This is a genomic window from Clostridium kluyveri DSM 555, from assembly GCF_000016505.1.
Lineage (GTDB): Bacteria > Bacillota > Clostridia > Clostridiales > Clostridiaceae > Clostridium_B > Clostridium_B kluyveri.
Map to the genome: position 1 here is coordinate 236,424 of NC_009706.1, position 19,553 is coordinate 255,976.

Below are 19,553 nucleotides of genomic sequence, written 5' to 3' on the forward strand. Positions count from 1 at the left end.
TCATTAGACAGAAATGCCCGGCGCGGCCTCCTATATGGTAAATAAGAGGATAACCCGGACAGGCGGCGGCAACCGCCCTCATGGGAATTTCACCCCGCCCCATGCTGATGGCGCGACGGTCAATACTGTGACGCGTTCAAACCGTAAGTATCATTGTACCAATCAAAAGATTATCGCCGGGTAGATTGCCATATCTGCTCTGTCACAGTTGGTAGGAATCGCTCACGCTCCGTTTGGTTTTTCCCCCTTTCAACGGGCGGTTTTGGCGTACCCTGTGGCTTGGCTCCCTTTTGATTGAACGTATCCGGGTTATCTGTATTCAGTTGTCAAAGAACGGCAGATGGAGAAAAAACTCCTTCTAATAGCCGTGTGATTTGAAAGGCAAATTCGGAACTGGAAATTAAGACTTTTTCAAAAATTTCTCCATGCTTTTCAACCCTTTCTCAATAGCAACTCTGACGGCTTTTTCATTTATACCCTCTGCCCGTGCAATATCGGATTTACTCATACCGAGTATGTAATGGGCATAAATTCGTTTTCCTTGCTTGTCCGGCAAGTAAGCGATTGCGGAGTGCAGTTGTTCGGAAGTAATTTTACGCTCGTAAATCTCGCAAGGGGAAAGGGATTCAAAAAGAATATCCTTTTCGATCCCGTCGTCAGCGTCCAGCGAATAGTGGGCTTTGTTATAGAAGCGGCGGCGAATGTAGTTTTTCTCCAAACGTTCTGCTTCCAGCAAAGCGTCCTTGATTTCATCTGATATCTCAACAAAAAAGTCTGAATTATAAAACGGGTAATAATCCCGCAGATTGATTTTTGCCATAAGGCGTTCCTCCATTTCGATTTTTTAGGGAATAGTGAATCGAAATGGAGCGGGAGGGGAACGACAGCGAGGTCGGACTTCGGGCCAAGTTGGCCCGAAGTGACAAGGCTTGTTCCATACGTTGTCAGTGAAAAAAGGATACAAAAAAACACCTTTACGCAAATTAGCGCGAAAGGTGTCGAATAAAAAATGGGCGCAATAGCCGCCCACAAGTTGATATAATACTTTTAAACTATGTAAATGAAATTTTTCTGCTATATTAAACCGTCACAATATGGCGGCGTTTCTCTCAGAGAAAAAAATGCTTTGGGGTACATAAAAACCTCCTTATCCCAAAGCCGCCAGAATAAGAAGAATTACAGGTATACTCTTTCCGATTTTTAACGGAAAATGACGGCTTTGTATGTCTGTTAAATTTGTCAGCAATCGTATAACAGAAAATTGTTATATGAAAAGAGCCGATAATCAAGAGATATGTACTCATTGATTATCGGCTCTGCGTCTTTGCGTCTGGCTCTTTGATAACTGACATATTGAGTTGTAGCACATTGATTAGAGATTCTTGTTTACATTTGGGACAGTATAGGGGGAAGTTTTCGAGGATTGTATCTTTCCTAATTTTCAGTCTTGTTTTATTGCCACATATAGGACATAGTAACCATTGAACTTCAATCATTATCACCCCCTACATCATTTCATTAGTTGCTATTTTTCTGCTCTAATAATTACTGTTCCACAATTTTGATACAAAACTTCAACCGTTTTAAAACCGGCGTTTTTCATAAGTTCAAATTGATGTACCAATGTCAGTGGAATATCAATTTGTATAAACATATCTTCGGGTGTATTATTTTGCTTGCGCTTATATTCGTATTCCTTAAGGCAAAGCGCTTCCTCTTCATCGCAATAGGCAAATCTAGTATATTTCTGTTGCGTTGGACGGTAAGCTTTTAACGCGCTCAAGGTAGCTCTTGCTATTTCTTGCTTCTGTCAAATCGTAGGGGAAATTTAATTTCTCACTTACCTCCAAAGAAATTTTCTGAAACAAATCGCACATGAGAAAAACAGCATCCCATATAGCGTTTATTTGTGCTTTCGAATAAGATTCTAAGTATTGTTCATAAATCCCTTTCGGCAAATACTTGTCCATGTATTTTGCGGATTTCCCTGCGCTGACTGAAAAATCATTATCAATCCCAATTTTCCATTCCAGCAGCCGCCTAAGCATTGGCCTTATTTGAAAATTTATCATATCCATTGCATATGGAATCTCATTCCTCCATAATCCCTTCGCCACATTATTTAAACACCACCAAAATTCATTACATGTACAATAGAATTGATTTGGCACCGGCTTTTTCACCCAATATTCTTCATCGGACAATACTTGTTTTTGAGGCATGATATTGTCCTTGTCAACTAGTGTTTTATACAATTCTAGACTATTAAGTACATTTTCTAATGTCTTTACATGTAAATCCAATCTATTTCCATCAGTGAATTGAATTAGCCAACCATAGCAATTTTCAACATCAGAAGTGTAGTAGATATTTTCCTCTGGATATTGCATATACAAGCGCTCACCAAATCGATCAATCCAGGCTTTGTCCTCTCTGAATGACCTTGTTTCTGTAACAACATATACAATATCATAATCTTGAAAGATATCTTTTGGTACATTTGGATTTGCACGTGAACCTTCTAAGTAGGCCGCACGAATGCGGACATCATTGTTGGCAACTGCTATGATTAAATCCATCATTTCTTTTTCTGATCGCATACTGTGTCTCCTTTTATAGTGAAGATAAACTAAGTTATCCGGACAATTTTCTATTATATCAACTTATGAAAATGCGGCCTCATATTCTCGTATGTACAATGATATCGAAATCCCATATCGAATAATACTTTCTTGGTATTTTCAATATGTGCACCTAGCTGTCCTTTTTTATGACTGTCGCTTCCAATCGTGATAATCTCACCGCCTAATTTTTTATATAAAGTAAGTATATCTTTGGATGGTGTCATATCCGTAAGTCCATATCTGTAGGATGACGTATTTACTTCTATTCCTTTTCCATCACGAATGACAATTTTTAAAATTTCATTAACTATGTCTGAAATCTTTTCAAACGGATATGTGCCATTTTTATCATATCTTATAATAATATCTAAATGTCCCAAAACACTATAATTTTTATATTGTTTTACAATTTCCAGCAGCTCTTGATAATATTTTTCGTTATATTCTTTCTGGCTCTTTCCTTTCTGAAAATCCTGTGTCCATAATTCCAAGTTATCTATTTGATGCACAGATAGAATAATAAAATCAAATGGATATTTCACAAAGAGCTTTTCATATTGAGAAATTGTATGCACCTGTACTCCAAACTCCATTCCCTTTTTTATAGCAATCAAGTCACCATATAAATATTGTAATTCCTTAATCGTCTCAAAATATTCTGGATAATACACATTTGCCATAGGCATACCATCGCGATATTGAATTTCTTTCTTATCATTCCAGTCCAGCTTAACTCCATAATCTACATGATCCGTAAAACATATTTCTTCCATTTTTATTTGTATTGCATCTTTTACAACCTCTTCCATTTCATAAACAGAATCATCGCTAAATTCTGTGTGAACATGATAATCAGCAAACATTTTCTTCATCCCTTCAAGCAGTTTTTTTTACCAGCAATTCATGCATCATCACCATTAATAAAAGAATGATTAGCAAATATACCGGCAGCAAAACAATATTTATATGCTTTGCAATTAAGCCGAATAGCGGCGGCATCACACAGGTTCCCACATATGCACTTGCCATCTGAACCCCGATGATTGCCTGTGACTTATCCGCACCAAAACGGGACGGAGTGGAGTGAATAATACATGGGTAGATTGGCGCACATCCAAAACCAAAGAAAAACAAGCCGACCAAAGATATTACTTCATTTAACGGCAGTAACATCATAATAATACCAGCCGCAATGATTCCCTGCCCCAGACGAATCATTTGTAAATCGCTTAATTTCATACTTATAAATCCACTTAATACCCTCCCAATGGTAATACCAATAAAAAACATACTTGCAAAACCAGCCGCTGTCTCAATTGAAAATCCTTTGATCAGGGTAAGATAACTGCTTGCCCATAAGCCGGTCGTCTGTTCCAAAGCACAGTAGCAAAAGAAACAAAGCATTACTTCTTTTGCTCCAGAAATCTGAATTACCTCTTTCAAAGGCAATGCTTTTCCCGCTAAAATATCATTCTCTTCTGCCGTCCCTTTTTGGTTCTTCCATAACGGCAGGCTAAAAAACAAAACTACTGCAAAAGCAATCTGTAAAAAGGAAATATACTGATAACCTGCATTCCAATTCTGACCATGCTTCAAGGCATATCCCATCATATAAGGCCCAATAGTTGCGCCGATTCCCCACATACAATGAAGCCAACTCATATGTCTGCTTGCATAGTGAAGTGCTACATAATTATTCAAGGATGCATCAACACTACCTGCTCCAAGTCCGTAAGGAACTGCCCAGAAACAAAGCAAACCAAATGAGTGTGAACTGGAAAAGCCAAATAAAGCAACTGCCGTCATAGTAATGCTGATGGTCGTTATCTTTCCGGTTCCAAATTTACGGGTAAGTTTATCACTCTGTAAACTTGAAACAACGGTTCCGATTGCAATAATCATAGAAATGACGCCTATGTATGAAATCGGCACCCCAAATTCCATATACATGGATGGCCATGCCGAACCCAATAAGGAATCGGGCAATCCAAGACTAATAAATGCAATATAGATAATTACTAACAGTAATTGAAACATATTGATCTCCTTCTCTTTTTTGTGATATAATAATATCATCATTCAACGAACTTTTATATAATATTTCACTCGAAATTATATAATAAAATCGTTAAAGAGAAGGTATCTTGTATGAGCATAGCAAAATGTAATGTAACAGTGAATTCTTCCGGTGAAGAAGTTCAAAAGCATGGAACGTCAGAATTCCCGATTGCTTTTTATGAGGAAAACTTATCAAGCTATTCTATTCCCTGGCACTGGCACGAAGATTTTGAGATTATATGGGTAATCTCAGGATCGATAAAAGTATCTGTTAATAGCACAGAACATATCCTAAACAAAAATCAAGGGATATTTATCAATGCAGGCTTTCTTCATTCCATTCATGCAACAAACGATGGCGAATACGTTTTAAGATCCATTGTTTTTCATCCAAGGCTAATCGGAAGCATAGATAGTATATACTGGCAAAATTATATTGAGCCGATTATCCAGAATAAAAATCTGCCATACATTTTATTAGACCCATTCATTAACTGGCAGGACAAAATACTCGCTTACTCGATTTCTGTATGGAACAGACTTTATAACACTGAAAATGGTTTTGAAATATATGTCAGGAACGAATTATCGCAATTGATTCTAATTGTGCTAACAAATCATTCCATATGTGAAGCAAAACCCAGCATTCGAAATCTTCGAAATGCCGATCGAATAAAAACCATGCTTCAATACATTCAGATGCATTTTTCAGAAACCATAACCATCTCTACTTTAGCAAGGGTAGCGCTGATCAGTGAAAGCGAAGTTCTGCGCTGTTTTCACCGTACAATCCATTCCACACCGAATCAGTACCTGAAACAATATCGAATCCAAAAAGCATGTCAAATGTTAATCGATACAGATATGACTTCTATCGATATTGCCTTTCAATGCGGATTTCAAAGCAGCAGCTACTTTACGAAAACTTTCCGAGAACAGATTGGCTGTACCCCTTTGGAGTACAGAAAAAGGGATCAGCAATGCTAATCCCTCTTTCTAATGTAATGAAAAGTTAGACACGACGACCAACTGATATTCGGCAAAAACATTGAATTTTTCTATTTCGAATCTACATATTAAAATCTTCTGCATCTTTTACGGGGTACCCTTTAGTAATCAGGGCTTTAGCAAAAAGTCCCTGACCAGATATTAGCTTCCCGGTAAATGTTCCATCATATATATTGTTAACTCCGCAAGTTGGACTTCTTGACTGCAAAATAGCCAAATCAATTTTTTCTCCTTCTATTTTTTCTAATGCAAGCGCAACTGCTTTCCTATAATCAGAATCAACATTATTTCCCTTATCATCCATCACTACTTCATCAACAATCTCAGCACATGGTCGGGGAATAGGCATATTGGCTAACATTTCAGGACAAATACTGAGAACCTCTTTTCCTTTTAGATATTCAATCACAGCTTCATTGCGATTGTTTCTTCCATTATATTTACAATTACATCCTAGTACACATGCACTTACTAATACTTTCATACTCAACAACTCCTATGGAAGACTTTTACCTTAATCTATATATTTCTCATACATCACCGTTTCGCTTATTTCTTTGCGTTGGGCAATATGACGCTCTGGACTTAAAAAGCCTTTTTCTGGATACCCCATTAAGAGTAAAGCTGTCGGTTCTATGTACTCTGGTAAATGAAATTCATTGCTTATAATTGCGGGATCAAACAAACCAACCATTACGCTTCCAATATTTAATTCTCTTGCTGCCAACATCAGGTGGTCACAGACAATACCTATATCCAAATCGCCAGAACATTTTTGATCAAATGGCCGTATTAATTCATCCCGTCGATCCCGACACACGATAAAAACACACTTAGAACCAAACGTTTGATAAGCCTTTTTAATTTTTAAAATGTTTTCTTCACTTTGAACAACAATAATCCTTTGTGGTTGTTTATTACAGGCTGTAGGGGCGACACGTCCAGCCGATAAAATCTGATTTAAGTCATCTTTTGGAATCTGTGCTCCCGTAAAGCCGCGTGTTGTGCAGCGTTGTTTTGCCAGTGTTAAAAAATCCATTATTCTTCCTCCTATATACGAATGATTATTCACATTATTATTATAGTACCCGCATTGATAGATGTCAACAAAATGCGAATAATGATTCACATTTCATTGACCTGATTTAAAGTTCCAAGTATAATAAAAAAGAGGTGATATTATGAATGATGTAAGAGAACCCATTCAAAAACGTTCTATTGAAACAAAGAAAAAAATACTAGATGCCGGGTTTGCCCTTTTTTGCGAAAAAGGATATTATAAAACCAATACAATTGAGATTGCCAAACGTGCTGGTATCTCAACAGGAGCGCTATATAGTTACTTTAAAGATAAGAAACAAATATACATTGCTGCTTTTCACGATTATCTTGAAAATATTTCAGGCCATTTACTTGAAAAATTAAGTTTGCAACAACCTTTTTCACTAGCTAGTTTTGTCGAAAATTGGATCTGTTATTATATTGACTTATATGCCGATACCAGTCACGCTCTGGCTCAGTTAAGAATGATGATATCAGAAGATACTGATATCAATCGTCATTTTTCCAATTTTGAAAATGAATATTTTTTAAAAATTAAAGAGCTATTAAATAAAAATGGCATAACGCAAGATGACTTATTTGAAAAAGTTTACACTTGCTGCATTTTAATTGATGCTCTTAGACAGGAAAAATCTGCATTTTCACACAACGGCTTAGACTTCAATATTTTTAAAGACCAAGTAACCAAAACTGTCATTGTATTATTGTCAAGTTGATTTTTTATTAAGGGCTAATAAAATCGCAGAGCAAGTCTATTTTTCTGTATGGCAATTCAATTTGTCATTTGATAACTCTATCTATGTAATCTATCAAGGGGTGTAAATGAGAGACTTCAATTAATTCGGAAGCTCTTTCAGACGTAAAGATGGCGTAAGAAATTGCTTTCTTACGCCGGTATTAGCCACAGGTCTAGAGGTCAGGTCTTACCTTTTTCAACTTGTTCAGTTCCCTCGCAAACACATATCAATATTCCATTGTATTAGATAAGGACATTTTCCTTTGGAAAGCGTCATTATTATGCAAATTTAAAATACAAATTTGGTAATCGGAATTTTGGGGCGGAAGGATATTAAAAGCAAACCACAATTTTTGTGCCATTTTTGGGGCTTACGCTAACCCGCAAGCAGGGCAAGTGTATTGACACTTGCACATTTTTAAGATTTTTCCCTGCGGTCAAATCTTAAAAATTGCTTGTTGGGGCAAGCCGCCCCAAACCCTGCCACTTCGGGCCAAGTTGGCCCGAAGTCGGCGCTTCGCACCTTATGTTGCGTCATGTCGCTATCGCTCCCTTTCCTTATTTTTCTGCGCGTCCATCAGGCCAAGCAGATGGTCAATATTGCTTTTCACCGTTACAATTTCCTGCATATCTTTTTTGGTTTCCCGATACTCCCGGTAAGCCTTTTTCTTGTCTGCCGACAACCGCTGAAACTCTGCTTTCAGCGTATCCATTTTAGGTAACTTTGCCCCGGACAGCAAACGCCGGAAGGTGTCCTGCGCCGCCCGGTAGGTGGCAATATCCGCTTCATGCTCCACAAGATATTTCTTGTTGTACTTCGCCGCCTTATACCCCTCAAACACAGACCGGGTTTTAGCGTAATCCACCACTGCCGCCTTTAGCTCCGCATTGACACGCATAGCGGCTTCGGTGGATTTTATGCTATCCGAAAGCACATGAAAGTGGTCGGTAAGCTCTGCGGCCTTTTGCTCTAAATCCGCATATTCTATCAAGCCGTTTTCCTGTAAATACTGTAAGGCTGCCGCCATTTGCTTTAGGTTGAATACCATTGCCCACCGTTCATAGGCAGGGCCTTTTCCAGCTTTCATACGGGATTGAATATCCACAATCAGATTGACCTTGCGCCGTTGCTGCGGGGCGGTTCTGCCCTCAATCGCCGCTTGTATATCCTCCTGCCCGTAGCCCTTGCCAAGAGTAGAAGCACGGAGCCGGGTAAAGCGTTCCTGCCCCTCTGCCCGAAAGCTAATTGCGCCGCCGCGCCCCTGCTTGATTTCATAGCCAGCCGCCACCATTGCTTGTAAAAAGGTATCCATATCCGGCGGCTTCGTTGCAAGGCAAATATCAATCTGCGCCTTTAATTTCTCTTGAAAGGTGGGCGGCTTATGACCGCCGAGCCATTCCCCGTAATGCTTGAATTTTCCCTTGCTGTGGCGTTTCGGATTGGTAATAACAGATAGCCTATTTTCAAAACATATACGGTCGGAGAGCCGCCGCACCGCACGGGCCGAACCGATAAAATCCCGGAATTTCCGGGTGCAGTCCAGCGAGGTTGAATTGTAGTAGATATGGCAATGAGGGTGGGGGCGGTCAGCATGGGAAACCACGAAAAAGGCGTGTCGGCCTTTCGTCCAGCGCATGGCAAGGTCATAACTGATTTTGAGGGCGGTTTCCGGATCTGTTTCGCCGGGCGGGAATGCCTGCCGGATTTGATAATACAGCACATCATTATCCCGTTTTTGTTCCCGCCCTGTGATAGCTTTGTACTTTGCTTTTGAGAGTAAAAATTCTGCGTCAGCCGTGTCGGGGTCACATTCATAGGCAAGAATTAAATCGCCGTTGCGGGTCTTGTCTGGATTTTTCCCGTAATCAAAACCGTCCTTTAAGGTTTCCATAATGGTCATGCCGCTTCCTGCATGACGGGTCATAAGGCGGGTGGTTGCTATGTGCATTTCCTCCTTTCCTCGAAAAAACAACTTCGGGCCAAGTTGGCCCGAAGTAGCCCGGCAGCTCTGTTATTCTGATGTTAGTTTACAATGAAAAAGCGAAGCGAGTTGTTCAGGCTGTGCAGTCCGTCAATCAGGTGTTCCGCAATGGCGGGAATCCCAAGAGGAGAAATCAAAAACGACAGGAACAGGAACACGCCGAAGCCCAGCTTTTCGCCGCTTATCAGCAGGGCAATACTGATAAGAACACCTATCCCGGAAACCACTTGCAAGAGAGCGGCTGCATAGCAGAACACAAATTCAATCATGGGTGTTACTATCGTCAGCAGAACCACAAACGGCGCGGCGATAATCTTAAATATCAGTTTGATAAACTTCATAAAAATTCTCCTTTCATTAAGCAACCTTATTGTTGTATCCTACCTATATTTTACCATTTCGTGCAGAGAGTAACAATGTTGTCGAGGCCACACCGATCTTGTCCCGGAACTTCGGGACAAGTTGGCCCGAAGTAGACATATACCGCTTGTGATGCCACGGGAATTATGTATAATAATTATAAAAAACACGTCTACAAGACAATACATACCTATATGTAAATCAAACTTAGCACACAGGAGTTTTACTAATATGGATAATACAATTTCTATACAGAAAGCAATTTCGCTTTCACGTCAAATTCAAGACCATCTTAATAAAGATATTCTTAAAGAAGGACAGCCATTTATAATTTTAGAAAAATATGAATGGCTTCGCGAAGTATTATCATTGCTTGCAAAACAATCAAATCTATTTGAAAGTTGCATTGTATTACTGGAAAATAATATGGAACAAGAAGCATATATTCTTGCTCGAAGTCAGTTTAACAACATGCTTTGGATTTCTTATATATGCAACGATAATGATAATTCCAGAGTAAAAGAATATTTTTATGAGCCTCATATAACTCAGTTACAACAACTTTACAACATAAAAAAATATTTACGAAGTTTGCCAGAGGACACTCCACAATTTGAAGAATTTTCCACACTGGATTTCAAGGTCATTAACTCAACAATTAATAAAATCAAGGGTATTCTTAGAACCGAGGGTTACACTGTAGACAACGCTCAAAAACCTTTAAAGAATAAGAGCATTTTTGAATTAACCGAAAAAGATCCATTGTTACTTGGAATGTATCTGTCATTCTACAATGATGCAAGTAAATTTGAACATGCAGATATATCAACTGTGAAAAATTATAGAAATGCTGTTGTAGATGACATTTCTGATAGTATTGCTTTCACATTTGAATTAAATCAATCAAACATAGCTTTATGGAAGTCGGTCTTTAAGCATACACTTACCATACTTTTTCAGTCAATTAATACACTATATACTCGCATTAAAAGTCAAGATAAACACTTATTTGATTTCAAGCAGTATGAGGAAGCTGATTTTTGTTCTATCATTGTTAATATAAAAATGGCATCTGATATAGTTGATTCTATATCAGAATGATTCACTCTCATGAATGTGTTTTGTGTAGCAAAAGCGGGGAGCGGCGGCATTGTGCCAACGCTCCCCGCTTTCCTTATAGCTCCACTACCGCCGTAAGCTGTTTGAGTACCTCTGAAACCCGGCCCCATAACTCGGTATAATCTTTTTGCAGGGCGGCAATTTCGGACGGATAAACGCCGTAGGTATTGGCATGAATGGCAACCTGATTCAGATTGTTGGCACATCTGCGTTGCAGGGAAACCAGCTCCCGGACGGGGGCAAGGTCAACATTCAGCACATAGCCATTGAGCGCCATTTTGCGGATATAGGCGCTTAAATTCTGTGTTCCGGCTTGTGCCATACGTTCCTGAATGGCGGCGTATTCATCATTACTCACCCAAACATAAAGGGGAACGCCCCGCCTGCGTTTGGGGCGGCTCACCGTTCCTCCCGTTCCCGGCTCCTGCGCTTTGCCGGCGGCTCCTTTACCCTGTCTTTCGGCCTTTCCTCCAGCATGGCCTGCGGAACAGGCAGAGGGGCATTATTCGGAATCCCATCAATCATGTTGTAATTCTGCTCGGTCGAAAGCTCTGCATTTTTCAAGTAGTTATCCTTTTCCATTCTCAAAAAACCTCCTTTTTTGTAACTTCGGGCCAAGTTGGCCCGAAGTGATTACCTGTCTTTCTCTGTGCCTTTTTCGGGAGCAGGACGGGCGGCGTTGTCCCGTGCCGCTTGTTTTGCCCCCTCTGCTAGCCGGGCGGCAATGGATTTACTTTCTCCCGGTTCCCGCATGGGGGCTTTTCTGTCGGGATTGCCGGGAGCCGCCCGAAGCTCATAGTCCGCCATCTGCTTTTCCGTCAGGGGCGCGTCATATACAAGATAGCCCCATGCCAGAAAGCGGCCTTGTTCCACACTTTCCCGCTTATCAAAATTCACAAGATATAATGGGCCGTTCTCCGTTTTAGGGAACGTGCCAATATCCACGGGCCGTTGAGTAGAATAATATCGGTAAGCCGATTTTTCGGATACGCCGTAATCATGCCGATATTCCGAAACACGGTTCTCATAGTCCCTTGTAGCGGCGGCTTTACTGGTGGTATAGTGTCCCCAATAATAGTCGCGCCTGCCGCTTGCGTCCTCGGTAAACTGCCATGTGGCAAAGGGCTGTACCGCCTGCGGATTTTCCCCAAGAGCAAAACCTCTTTCATTCTCAAAGGCAATGGCCCGTTTGATTTCATATCCTTTTACGTTATCGCTCATTTTTCCCTCCGTTCTCATACATAGAAATGTCACGCTGTTACCCTCAAAAAGCGGGGGTATGAAGCATAGATACCTTTTCCTTGAAACCGGGGCCGGAAAGCCCCGGAAATCAAGTTTTTTTCAAGCAAACTTCGTGACACCTTACCCCTTGTTTTTGCGCCTGTGCCGCTGTTGGCGGCGGCGGTCTGCTTCGCGTTTTCCTTTCCGGCGGCAGGCTTCGGAACAATAGGTCTGACTGGTGACAGGAAGATAGGCCGCACCGCAGACCGGGCAGGTCTTACGGGAAAGCACGGCGGGGGTTCCTGCTAAATTGGCTTCCAGTACCGGATCAAGCGGAAGCACGGCCTTTTGAAAATACTTGCAGTATGCGCCCGTCCAGCATTTATCCAGCATGTAACAGCCGCCGTAATCAAGGGGCAGACAGCCGTATTCCGGGTCATAGTTGGCGCACATACCTGTTACCAGCTTGCGGATTGCGGCACGTTCCCGGCGGGTCAGTTCGCGGGAATCGGCACTCATAGGTCTGACTTCGGGCCAAGTTGGCCCGAAGTTCCCTCCCTTTGCGGCAAAATCAAATTCCGGTAGCAAACGCCCACACAAACAGAGCCGTTCCAATAACTGCAATCCCGGCAGGGGGAGCCTTTCGGCGGCTTGCGCGCCGGAGCCGGGCGGCAGGGGCGGGGCCTTTCTTTCATCATTTTTTCATAGGGGCTGTTTGTGAAATTCATGCGTCCTCGTCCTCCCCGGTATCAGACTCCTCCCCGTCTACTTCCCACGGCGGGGTATCGTCCTCCTGTTCGTCATAGGGGTCGGCTTCGTATTCGTCAAATTCGTCCTCTGCCAAAGCGGCCTGTTCCTGCTTCGGGCGATAAATCTTGAAGTAATATCCGGCCCCGCCGCCAATAACTACAACCGCCAGCACCAGTAAGAGCATTTGGGTATCGCTTTTTTGCTCCGGCTCCGTAGAGGTTTCGGAAGAAGTTTCAGAGCTTATATCCGTTTCAGAATTGCTTTCCGGTTCGGGAGTGGACACAACGGCGGTTTCATTTTCCTCTGTATCCTCGGACTTCTCCGCAAGAGCCAGCAGGTCTTTTTCCGTCACGGCGTTCAGGAAATATACGTTATCCTGTTCGCGCTGAAGGTCAATCACAAGATAAAATACATTTTCGTCCGGGGTGGTAATGGTATAAAATTGCTTGCCGTCCTCGTCCGTGGCGGTATTGACTACCGTTCCCGTTCCGGCAGGGGTAAAGGGATTGGGGGCACTGGTTGTTTCAGAAGTAGCAGGGGCTTCCGTTACTTCCGGGGTTTCCTCACCGCCGCTGGCGTAGGCCATGGTGCTAAAGGAAAAGGTCATTAAAAAAACGGCGCACAGCGCCGCCATCATGCGAAATTTTCTCATTCTTCGATTTCCTCCTTTTTCGATTCGTCATGTACTGTGGACTTCGGGCCAAGTTGGCCCGAAGTGGCGCCGCCTGCCTTTGCCGCTTTCAGCAGGTCGGCAAGGTCGGTCAGGGAAATATCCATACCACGCACCGCGTCCACGATTTCCAGATTTTCAAGCTCGGTTTTCTGCTTTTCCAGCTCCCGCAGCTTCGTTTGAAACTCATTGATTTTTTCCTTTGTTTTCTGTATGTCCTTGCTTACACGCTCAATTTTCGCGTTCAAAAAACCACTCCTTTCAAAACGGGCCTATAACCGGCCCATTGCATAAAAATGTTCCGTCCAGTAATTGGTGTCCATACGGGCGTACTGAACGCCGCCGCTGGCACAATGTAGCATCATATTCCCGCCTACATAGATTCCAACGTGCGACACAGGCCCGGAACTGTCGTAGGTTCCCGTAAAAAAGATAATGTCGCCGGGTTTTGCTTCGGAGCGCGGGATCTTCGCACACTGGTTAAAAATGCCCTGCGCGGTTGTCCGGCTCATGGGATATACGCCGGACTGATCCAGCACATAGCACACAAAGCCCGAACAGTCAAAGGAAGTGGAGGGAGAAGCACCGCCCCAAACATAGGGATAGCCTAAATATTTTTCCGCTTCGGCAATCAGGGCGGCAAATTCCGGGTCGGCCAGAGCTTCCGGCGGTATGTCGTAATCGGTGTATTCGCCAGGGTGAACGTAGATATTGCCCTCAAAGAGATAAGGGCGGTTGCCTTTGGTCTTTTGGTAGATAAGGTAGCGTTCCGTCTGCTCCGGGTCGAGATTGGCAAGGGCCACGGCTCCCAATGACTTATTTTTCAAAGACACATTGAGGATATAGTAATCGTAGGGAACCTCGTAGGTGTCGGTATGGGTTTCGCCGTTTTCGTCCGTCCATGTGTCGGTTTCCGTGCGGTAGCGTACCTCCACCGTTTCCGTGATGGTCAGAATATACTGTTGCCCGAACAGGGCTTTCAGTTCTACCTGTACCTGTGCCGGGGTGTAGCCGCCGTATTTGGCGGTAAGATAGGAAGCCAGTTCAAAGGGGTCGTGCCCGATTTCGTCAACGGAATAACGGTACTCGTCATAGTTCGGATAATCCCGTTCTATTCGGGAGAGCCGTTCCCGCAAATCCTTTTCCAGCTCGGTATAATTTTCTTCCACGGCTTCAATATCGTTGTCCGACGAACCGTAGGAAGTGCCGCCCACAACGCTAATCAGTCCGTTTCCAATGGTGGTGATTCCCGCTATGCAGGATTGCAGAATCACAATCAGCAGGAACAGCACCAGACCAAGCAATATAACTTTGGGATTGCTTTTTACAAAGGCCGCAACCGTCCGGGCTACTTTTTCCGTGAATCTCACCGCTTTTTTGCCCTGCTTTGCCGCTTCCTTTGCCTGCTTTCGATACTGCTTTTTCAGCCTTTGCTTCTGCCAGAACCGGGAAACCGGATTGCTTTGCAGGCCCGGATTCTCTTTAACAAGCTGGCGGTAGGTGTAATCGGCCCTTGCACTGATATGTTTGTTTTCCCACTTGCGAACCTGCCGGGCGGGTCGGGTGCGGATACGGTGCTTGATGAAGCGTGTACCGCCCCGAACAAGGTGTTCCCCGGCAAGCTCGGTTTTGTGGACGGCTTCCGTGCCCGCATTTTCATGCTCCACCTGATGAATTTTCCCATGCACATACCACCACGATTGGTAACGGGCGGCGCGGCTAATGGTTTTTACCGGGCCGGGCTTTTTCGGGGGCTTCTGTGCCGCCAATTTCTCACGGGCGGTATTCAGCTTTTCACCGCTCTTTTCCATACGGAGCTTTGATTTCTCCATACGCTTACCGTCTTGCGCCGCCTTTTTGTTGGTAGAGCCATCACGGGAAGCGGATTCGTCGCCGGGCGGCGGCTCACCGTCACACCGCAGGCGTTCAGAGGGTCGGGGCTTCTTGCTGTCCTGCCGGAGCTTTCCCGACTTCGGGCCAAGTTGGCCCGAAGTGGCAGAAGTGCTTTCCACAGATGAAAAAGTGTCGGGGGAGGCTTCATCTTCAAACCGTAGCTTCTTATTTGCCGTGTCAGGCGGAACCGGGCCAGTGCTGTTTTTAACAGTCGAAGGTGCGTCCGGCGGTGTCATATTGTGGGAGCCGCCCTTTTTCGGTGCAGTCCGCTTTTTGGACTTCGGGCCAAGTTGGCCCGAAGTTGCCGCCTGTCCCTCAGGCTCAAACCGCAAACGGCCCGACCTGCCCGTATCACGCATTTTGGGCCTCCCTGATGTCCTCCGGGCGGGTGGTAAGCAGATTGTAGATTTCACCACGGGGGAAACGGTCTACAAAGGGAATGGTGGTATTGCCGAAGAACAAAAGCCCCTCCCCGGAATTGCTGTGGGCGATATAGGATAGCTGATGTTCTGATATGCCAAGCTGTTTGGCGAGGATTGCCCGGTCGCCCTGCGCCTGTGACAGCAGTATCATAAAGTCGCTGTTTTCCAAGATGTTTTCGATTTCCCGGCTGGCTAAAAGGTCTTTCACATTCTGTGTAAGCGCGCTCGGCACACAGCCCTTTTTACGAAGCATTTTCCACTCACGCACAAAATAGCTGGCGCTCAATGCGTCCTGCAACAAAATATGAAATTCGTCATAGTAGCACCAGGTCGCAAGACTTCTGGAAAAATTCTCGTCTACCGCCTGTGTCACCAGCTCGTTTGTGATGTGCATGGCGATTTTGCGTAAGTTTTCGCCCATGCTTTTCAGCACGATACAGGTAATGCGGTTGTCGGTCTGCACATTGGTAGGGTGGTTGAACATATTGAGGGAGCCGGTGCAGTAAAGCTCCAATGCGGTTGCAATCCGTCTGGCTTCCGGTTCAGGTTGCTGGCACAAGCTTTCATACAGGTCTTGCAGAAGCGGCATTTTCCCGTCCCCGATTCCAAGGGCAAGCTCCCGGTACACCAGCCGCACACAACGGTCAATCACCGTTTTTTCAATAGGCTGTAAGCCCTCCTTGCCGCCGATAATCAGTTCGCATAAGGACAATAAAAAATCCGCTTTCATAGAAAGCGGGCTGTCCTCTCCGGCTAAGTTCAGTTTTAAGTCCATTGGGTTGATGTTATGGGGGCTGTCCGGCGATATTTCTATGACCTCCCCGCCAAGCCGCCTGACCAGCGGGGCGTATTCGCCCATTGGGTCTACCACGATAATGCGGTCTTTGGTGGCAAGAAACACGTTGATTAGCTCACGTTTTGCGGCAAAGCTCTTGCCGGAGCCTGTACTGCCAAGATACAGGCCGTTGGCAGATTTCAGCTTTTTGCGGTCTGCCATAATGACGTTATGGGAAAGGGCGTTCATGCCGTAATACAATGCCTGCCCGTCCATGCGAAGCTCCTGCGTCATAAAGGGAACGAAAATAGCGGTGCTTGAGGTTGTCATGCCCCGCTGTATCTCGATTCCGTTGTACCCAAGAGGGAGCGAGGACATAAAGCCCTGTTCCTGCTGAAAATCCAGCCGTTTGAGAAAGCAGTTATATTTCTGCGTAATGCCCGATACCGTGAAAATGTCATTTTCCAACTGCTGGCGGGTGGGGGCTGTATTCACCACAAGGAACGTAAGCAGAAACATTCGCTCGTTCCGGCTCTGTAAATCTGCCAAGAGTGCCGCCGCGTCCTTGCTGTATGTCAGTAAATCCGGGGGAAGTATGTCAATATCATATCCGGCCCGTGCGGCTTTTTTCTGCTCGTCCATTTTCATACGGTCTATGTCGGTCAGCTTTGCCTTGACCGTTTTCACCGCTTTGGTCTGGTCTACTGTCTGGATATGCAGGGTGATGGTCATTTCCGCGTCCACTTCCAAAAGCTCCGCTAACAGCTTATCGGAAAGCTCAGAAGCCATAATCTGCATATACAGAGCCGCGCCCCATGTGGTTCCCACACGAAAGGCGCGGCTTTGGCGAAAGTCAAAGGAAGTGGGAGCAATAAAGTCCTTTGTCCCCATGCCTGTTTTGGGTATCATATCCCATGAAAAGCGGAACGGCTCCCGCCCTCCGGGGTGAAGCTGGCTGTGCAGCACTTCCAAGCGTTCCCGCCCGGAAAGGGTTGCCGACTGTACGCCAAGTTTCTTGAAGTTCCCCACAATATCCGCTTCGATACGCTCCAAGCGGGGTCGTGCCGCCGCGATCCCGTTCGCATTGATACCGAACGTAATGTATTTGGAACGGACAATGCCGTTGTTGCTTTTGGCAATCTGGTTTTCCAGCATGGCGGTAAATTCGCCTCGAATACTGTTGAAATCGTCGTCCTGCGGGGATATATTCACGCTGTAACGATTCTCCGGGCGGGAACGGTGATTGATAAAGGATAGCTGAAAGGGCAAGGCACTGTCAAAGTAATTGAGAAAGCCGCAATAGCCGTCAAAAATAGTGCTTTGGTCATCACTGGAAGCCACGGCGTAGTTAATATCCTCATAGGAAAGGGTCTTTGTATAGTAGCCCTCCCGCACCTTGCAGATACCGTCTTTCAGCATTTCCTTGTAGGGAATGGTCTGCTGTGCCGACTGCGGCCCGCGCTTTTTAGGCTTTCCACTTTTTACGGGAACGGGTGGGCGTTTTGTTTTTTGTGCCATTGGGTGAAACCTCCTTTCCGGGGTTACTTAGATAGGAATAGAAATTCTGTGTCTGATAGGGGCGTGTGCGGGGCCATAGGAATTTGGAGCGGACAATATTACGCACCACCTTTTCCAGCGGCTGTCCGTCACGCTCATACATGGCAATGAGAAAACAAGGGAGCATAAAGGTAATCATTAAGAGCATGGCCCCGGTATTGCCAATGGCGGTACGGGTAAAAAGATAAGGCGGAATCCCGACTACCGCCGCCGCTCCGAAGCATAGTAGCTGGCGTTTGGTGAGATTGAACGCCACTTTGGTTTTTATTTTTGATAAATCATTTGGTACGCTTACATAGGCCAATGAAAAATCCTCCTTTCTGACTTCGGGCCAAGTTGACCCGAAGTTGATTATCGTTCTGCATTGTGGATAGGAACCGTCTGCCGTGCCGGGGTCTTTTCCAGTCCAGCCTGCCGTACCCGCCAATAGTCCGGGTTATGTTCCCGGAGCGACTTATTGATGTTTTCCTCAAAAGCGGCCTTGTCTTTTATACGGTCTGGAACCGCCCACAGCTTTTTATCCAAAAGCTCCCGCAGGGCAACATCTTCCTGCGTATCTTCCTCAAAACAGAGAAAACCACTGTGACGAAAGCCGCACTTGATAGCGGCAGGAGAAAGCACCGCCGCCATATCCTTTGCAACCATTGTGCCGCCATGACTGGCGGTACTCACAAGAAACACGCCGGGGCAAAGAATATCACAGGTCTGCACCTTGCCCCACGGCGATTGTTCCGGTTGTTGATACATAAAAACTCCTTTCCACTTCGGGCCAAGTTGGCCCGAAGTTACCTTTCTGCATTTTTGGCTTTACCTGTCTTTACCGGAGCAGGCCGGGCGGCGTTCTCCTGTGCCGCCTGTTTGGATCCCTCCGCAAGCTGTTTCGGGATAGACTGCTTTTCGGGGGAAGCAATGGCAGCGGCGCGGGTCTGCAACTTTTCAAGCTCTGCATGGTAGGCCGCTGTCACGGCTTCGGTCAGCTCGGCGCGAAATTCCTTTGTGATGGGGCGGGATGTATCCCGGTAGCCGGTCTTGCTGGTCTTATCCGGCTTGCTCGGCATACCTACAAAAATGCCCTTGTCGTTCTGCAAAATCTTGAAATCGTCAATCACAAAGCAGTCGTTCAGTTTCAGACTGGCAAAGCCTACAAGGTTGCCCTTTGGCTCAATGAGCCGGGCGGTAACGTCCAGTTTCAGCGGCAAAGCCGCCTGTTCTGTTTCCTGCGGAGCTGTTGTTTTTTCGTTGCTCATAGTAAAAATTTCTCCTTTCTCACTTCGGGACAAGCTCTCACCCCAACAAATCTACGATTTGCCGGGGAC

Annotated in this window: 23 protein-coding genes; 3 read left to right on the plus strand and 20 right to left on the minus strand. The window is 44.8% G+C overall.

The window, feature by feature from the left end:
- Positions 1-400: 400 nt before the first annotated feature.
- The 5 genes from CKL_RS01300 to CKL_RS01325 form a co-directional block, all read right to left on the minus strand.
- On the minus strand, positions 401-820 hold the full coding sequence (locus tag CKL_RS01300) for an RNA polymerase sigma factor (protein ID WP_009064814.1): 420 nt from the start codon (positions 818-820) through the stop codon (positions 401-403).
- Between the two features lie 487 nt (positions 821-1,307).
- The gene (locus tag CKL_RS01305) at positions 1,308-1,496 is read right to left on the minus strand and encodes a cysteine-rich KTR domain-containing protein (protein WP_011988843.1); all 189 of its coding nucleotides are present in this window, start codon (positions 1,494-1,496) and stop codon (positions 1,308-1,310) included.
- A gap of 240 nt (positions 1,497-1,736) precedes the next feature.
- Positions 1,737-2,600 (minus strand): aminoglycoside 6-adenylyltransferase, encoded by an 864-nt coding sequence (locus CKL_RS01315; protein ID WP_011988845.1) that lies wholly within the window; start codon positions 2,598-2,600, stop codon positions 1,737-1,739.
- A 53-nt stretch (positions 2,601-2,653) separates the two neighbouring features.
- On the minus strand, positions 2,654-3,496 hold the full coding sequence (locus CKL_RS01320; protein ID WP_012620084.1) for a histidinol-phosphatase HisJ family protein: 843 nt from the start codon (positions 3,494-3,496) through the stop codon (positions 2,654-2,656).
- 4 nt (positions 3,497-3,500) lie between these two features.
- The gene (locus CKL_RS01325; RefSeq protein WP_009064824.1) at positions 3,501-4,661 is read right to left on the minus strand and encodes an MFS transporter; all 1,161 of its coding nucleotides are present in this window, start codon (positions 4,659-4,661) and stop codon (positions 3,501-3,503) included.
- A 111-nt stretch (positions 4,662-4,772) separates the two neighbouring features.
- Between CKL_RS01325 and CKL_RS01330 the strand changes: the two genes are divergently transcribed.
- A complete protein-coding gene (locus CKL_RS01330) occupies positions 4,773-5,669 on the plus strand; it encodes an AraC family transcriptional regulator (protein WP_009064827.1) in 897 nt (298 codons plus the stop codon).
- 82 nt (positions 5,670-5,751) lie between these two features.
- Here CKL_RS01330 and CKL_RS01335 read toward each other — a convergent pair whose 3' ends face one another.
- The gene (locus tag CKL_RS01335) at positions 5,752-6,174 is read right to left on the minus strand and encodes a 2-thiouracil desulfurase family protein (protein ID WP_011988846.1); all 423 of its coding nucleotides are present in this window, start codon (positions 6,172-6,174) and stop codon (positions 5,752-5,754) included.
- A 30-nt stretch (positions 6,175-6,204) separates the two neighbouring features.
- Positions 6,205-6,729 (minus strand): nitroreductase family protein, encoded by a 525-nt coding sequence (locus CKL_RS01340; RefSeq protein ID WP_009064821.1) that lies wholly within the window; start codon positions 6,727-6,729, stop codon positions 6,205-6,207.
- Between the two features lie 142 nt (positions 6,730-6,871).
- Between CKL_RS01340 and CKL_RS01345 the strand changes: the two genes are divergently transcribed.
- Positions 6,872-7,468, plus strand: a complete 597-nt coding sequence (locus tag CKL_RS01345) for a TetR/AcrR family transcriptional regulator (RefSeq protein WP_009064831.1) — start codon at positions 6,872-6,874, stop codon at positions 7,466-7,468.
- Positions 7,469-8,030: 562 nt separating this feature from the next.
- On the opposite strand, the gene CKL_RS01350 is transcribed toward CKL_RS01345, so the two are convergent.
- Positions 8,031-9,413: a relaxase/mobilization nuclease domain-containing protein gene (locus CKL_RS01350; RefSeq protein WP_479723172.1), complete on the minus strand. Its 1,383-nt coding sequence runs from the start codon at positions 9,411-9,413 to the stop codon at positions 8,031-8,033.
- Positions 9,414-9,511: 98 nt separating this feature from the next.
- Complete coding sequence (locus tag CKL_RS01355; RefSeq protein ID WP_009064829.1) at positions 9,512-9,811, minus strand: CD1845 family protein; 300 nt, start codon at positions 9,809-9,811, stop codon at positions 9,512-9,514.
- A 151-nt stretch (positions 9,812-9,962) separates the two neighbouring features.
- On the opposite strand from CKL_RS01355, the gene CKL_RS01360 reads away from it, so the two are divergent.
- On the plus strand, positions 9,963-10,931 hold the full coding sequence (locus CKL_RS01360; RefSeq protein WP_148204820.1) for a DUF5677 domain-containing protein: 969 nt from the start codon (positions 9,963-9,965) through the stop codon (positions 10,929-10,931).
- A gap of 73 nt (positions 10,932-11,004) precedes the next feature.
- On the opposite strand, the gene CKL_RS01365 is transcribed toward CKL_RS01360, so the two are convergent.
- From CKL_RS01365 to CKL_RS01415, 11 genes are all read right to left on the minus strand, one after another.
- A complete protein-coding gene (locus tag CKL_RS01365; RefSeq protein WP_011988850.1) occupies positions 11,005-11,352 on the minus strand; it encodes a plasmid mobilization protein in 348 nt (115 codons plus the stop codon).
- Positions 11,349-11,531: a DUF4316 domain-containing protein gene (locus CKL_RS01370; protein WP_011988851.1), complete on the minus strand. Its 183-nt coding sequence runs from the start codon at positions 11,529-11,531 to the stop codon at positions 11,349-11,351. Before CKL_RS01370 ends, CKL_RS01365 begins: the two co-directional genes overlap by 4 nt.
- A gap of 51 nt (positions 11,532-11,582) precedes the next feature.
- Positions 11,583-12,170: a defense against restriction DarA-related protein gene (locus tag CKL_RS01375; RefSeq protein WP_011988852.1), complete on the minus strand. Its 588-nt coding sequence runs from the start codon at positions 12,168-12,170 to the stop codon at positions 11,583-11,585.
- A gap of 141 nt (positions 12,171-12,311) precedes the next feature.
- Positions 12,312-12,689, minus strand: coding sequence for a cysteine-rich VLP domain-containing protein (locus CKL_RS01380; RefSeq protein ID WP_041700746.1), 378 nt, complete (start codon positions 12,687-12,689; stop codon positions 12,312-12,314).
- A gap of 205 nt (positions 12,690-12,894) precedes the next feature.
- Entirely contained in the window at positions 12,895-13,572 is a 678-nt protein-coding gene (locus tag CKL_RS01390) for a DUF4366 domain-containing protein (protein ID WP_011988854.1), read from the minus strand.
- Positions 13,569-13,838 (minus strand): DUF4315 family protein, encoded by a 270-nt coding sequence (locus CKL_RS01395; RefSeq protein WP_009064758.1) that lies wholly within the window; start codon positions 13,836-13,838, stop codon positions 13,569-13,571. The genes CKL_RS01390 and CKL_RS01395 overlap by 4 nt, the downstream gene beginning before the upstream one ends.
- Positions 13,839-13,862: 24 nt before the next feature.
- Positions 13,863-15,842 carry a C40 family peptidase gene (locus CKL_RS01400; RefSeq protein ID WP_011988855.1) on the minus strand — a complete coding sequence of 660 codons (1,980 nt, stop codon included), beginning with the start codon at positions 15,840-15,842 and terminating at the stop codon, positions 13,863-13,865.
- Complete coding sequence (locus tag CKL_RS01405; RefSeq protein WP_011988856.1) at positions 15,835-18,198, minus strand: VirB4-like conjugal transfer ATPase, CD1110 family; 2,364 nt, start codon at positions 18,196-18,198, stop codon at positions 15,835-15,837. Before CKL_RS01405 ends, CKL_RS01400 begins: the two co-directional genes overlap by 8 nt.
- Positions 18,146-18,541, minus strand: coding sequence for a PrgI family protein (locus tag CKL_RS19600; RefSeq protein ID WP_009064709.1), 396 nt, complete (start codon positions 18,539-18,541; stop codon positions 18,146-18,148). The genes CKL_RS01405 and CKL_RS19600 overlap by 53 nt, the downstream gene beginning before the upstream one ends.
- Positions 18,542-18,588: 47 nt before the next feature.
- Positions 18,589-18,984, minus strand: coding sequence for a DUF7007 domain-containing protein (locus tag CKL_RS01410; RefSeq protein ID WP_009064699.1), 396 nt, complete (start codon positions 18,982-18,984; stop codon positions 18,589-18,591).
- A 38-nt stretch (positions 18,985-19,022) separates the two neighbouring features.
- Positions 19,023-19,484 (minus strand): SpoVG family protein, encoded by a 462-nt coding sequence (locus tag CKL_RS01415; RefSeq protein ID WP_009064773.1) that lies wholly within the window; start codon positions 19,482-19,484, stop codon positions 19,023-19,025.
- Positions 19,485-19,553 lie beyond the last annotated feature (69 nt).

What these genes read in the sequence shown, in the direction of transcription:
- CKL_RS01415 (WP_009064773.1), bottom strand. Translation starts at nt 19,484, where the DNA reads ATGAGCAACGAAAAAACAACAGCTCCGCAGGAAACAGAACAGGCGGCT.
- CKL_RS01355 (WP_009064829.1), bottom strand. Translation starts at nt 9,811, where the DNA reads ATGAAGTTTATCAAACTGATATTTAAGATTATCGCCGCGCCGTTTGTG.
- CKL_RS01375 (WP_011988852.1), bottom strand. Translation starts at nt 12,170, where the DNA reads ATGAGCGATAACGTAAAAGGATATGAAATCAAACGGGCCATTGCCTTT.
- CKL_RS01370 (WP_011988851.1), bottom strand. Translation starts at nt 11,531, where the DNA reads ATGGAAAAGGATAACTACTTGAAAAATGCAGAGCTTTCGACCGAGCAG.
- CKL_RS01305 (WP_011988843.1), bottom strand. Translation starts at nt 1,496, where the DNA reads ATGATTGAAGTTCAATGGTTACTATGTCCTATATGTGGCAATAAAACA.
- CKL_RS01345 (WP_009064831.1), top strand. Translation starts at nt 6,872, where the DNA reads ATGAATGATGTAAGAGAACCCATTCAAAAACGTTCTATTGAAACAAAG.
- CKL_RS01340 (WP_009064821.1), bottom strand. Translation starts at nt 6,729, where the DNA reads ATGGATTTTTTAACACTGGCAAAACAACGCTGCACAACACGCGGCTTT.
- CKL_RS01410 (WP_009064699.1), bottom strand. Translation starts at nt 18,984, where the DNA reads ATGTATCAACAACCGGAACAATCGCCGTGGGGCAAGGTGCAGACCTGT.
- CKL_RS01335 (WP_011988846.1), bottom strand. Translation starts at nt 6,174, where the DNA reads ATGAAAGTATTAGTAAGTGCATGTGTACTAGGATGTAATTGTAAATAT.
- CKL_RS01325 (WP_009064824.1), bottom strand. Translation starts at nt 4,661, where the DNA reads ATGTTTCAATTACTGTTAGTAATTATCTATATTGCATTTATTAGTCTT.
- CKL_RS01360 (WP_148204820.1), top strand. Translation starts at nt 9,963, where the DNA reads ATGCCACGGGAATTATGTATAATAATTATAAAAAACACGTCTACAAGA.
- CKL_RS01320 (WP_012620084.1), bottom strand. Translation starts at nt 3,496, where the DNA reads ATGAAGAAAATGTTTGCTGATTATCATGTTCACACAGAATTTAGCGAT.
- CKL_RS01315 (WP_011988845.1), bottom strand. Translation starts at nt 2,600, where the DNA reads ATGCGATCAGAAAAAGAAATGATGGATTTAATCATAGCAGTTGCCAAC.
- CKL_RS01400 (WP_011988855.1), bottom strand. Translation starts at nt 15,842, where the DNA reads ATGCGTGATACGGGCAGGTCGGGCCGTTTGCGGTTTGAGCCTGAGGGA.
- CKL_RS01350 (WP_479723172.1), bottom strand. Translation starts at nt 9,413, where the DNA reads ATGACCCGTCATGCAGGAAGCGGCATGACCATTATGGAAACCTTAAAG.
- CKL_RS01330 (WP_009064827.1), top strand. Translation starts at nt 4,773, where the DNA reads ATGAGCATAGCAAAATGTAATGTAACAGTGAATTCTTCCGGTGAAGAA.
- CKL_RS01390 (WP_011988854.1), bottom strand. Translation starts at nt 13,572, where the DNA reads ATGAGAAAATTTCGCATGATGGCGGCGCTGTGCGCCGTTTTTTTAATG.
- CKL_RS01405 (WP_011988856.1), bottom strand. Translation starts at nt 18,198, where the DNA reads ATGGCACAAAAAACAAAACGCCCACCCGTTCCCGTAAAAAGTGGAAAG.
- CKL_RS01380 (WP_041700746.1), bottom strand. Translation starts at nt 12,689, where the DNA reads ATGAGTGCCGATTCCCGCGAACTGACCCGCCGGGAACGTGCCGCAATC.
- CKL_RS01300 (WP_009064814.1), bottom strand. Translation starts at nt 820, where the DNA reads ATGGCAAAAATCAATCTGCGGGATTATTACCCGTTTTATAATTCAGAC.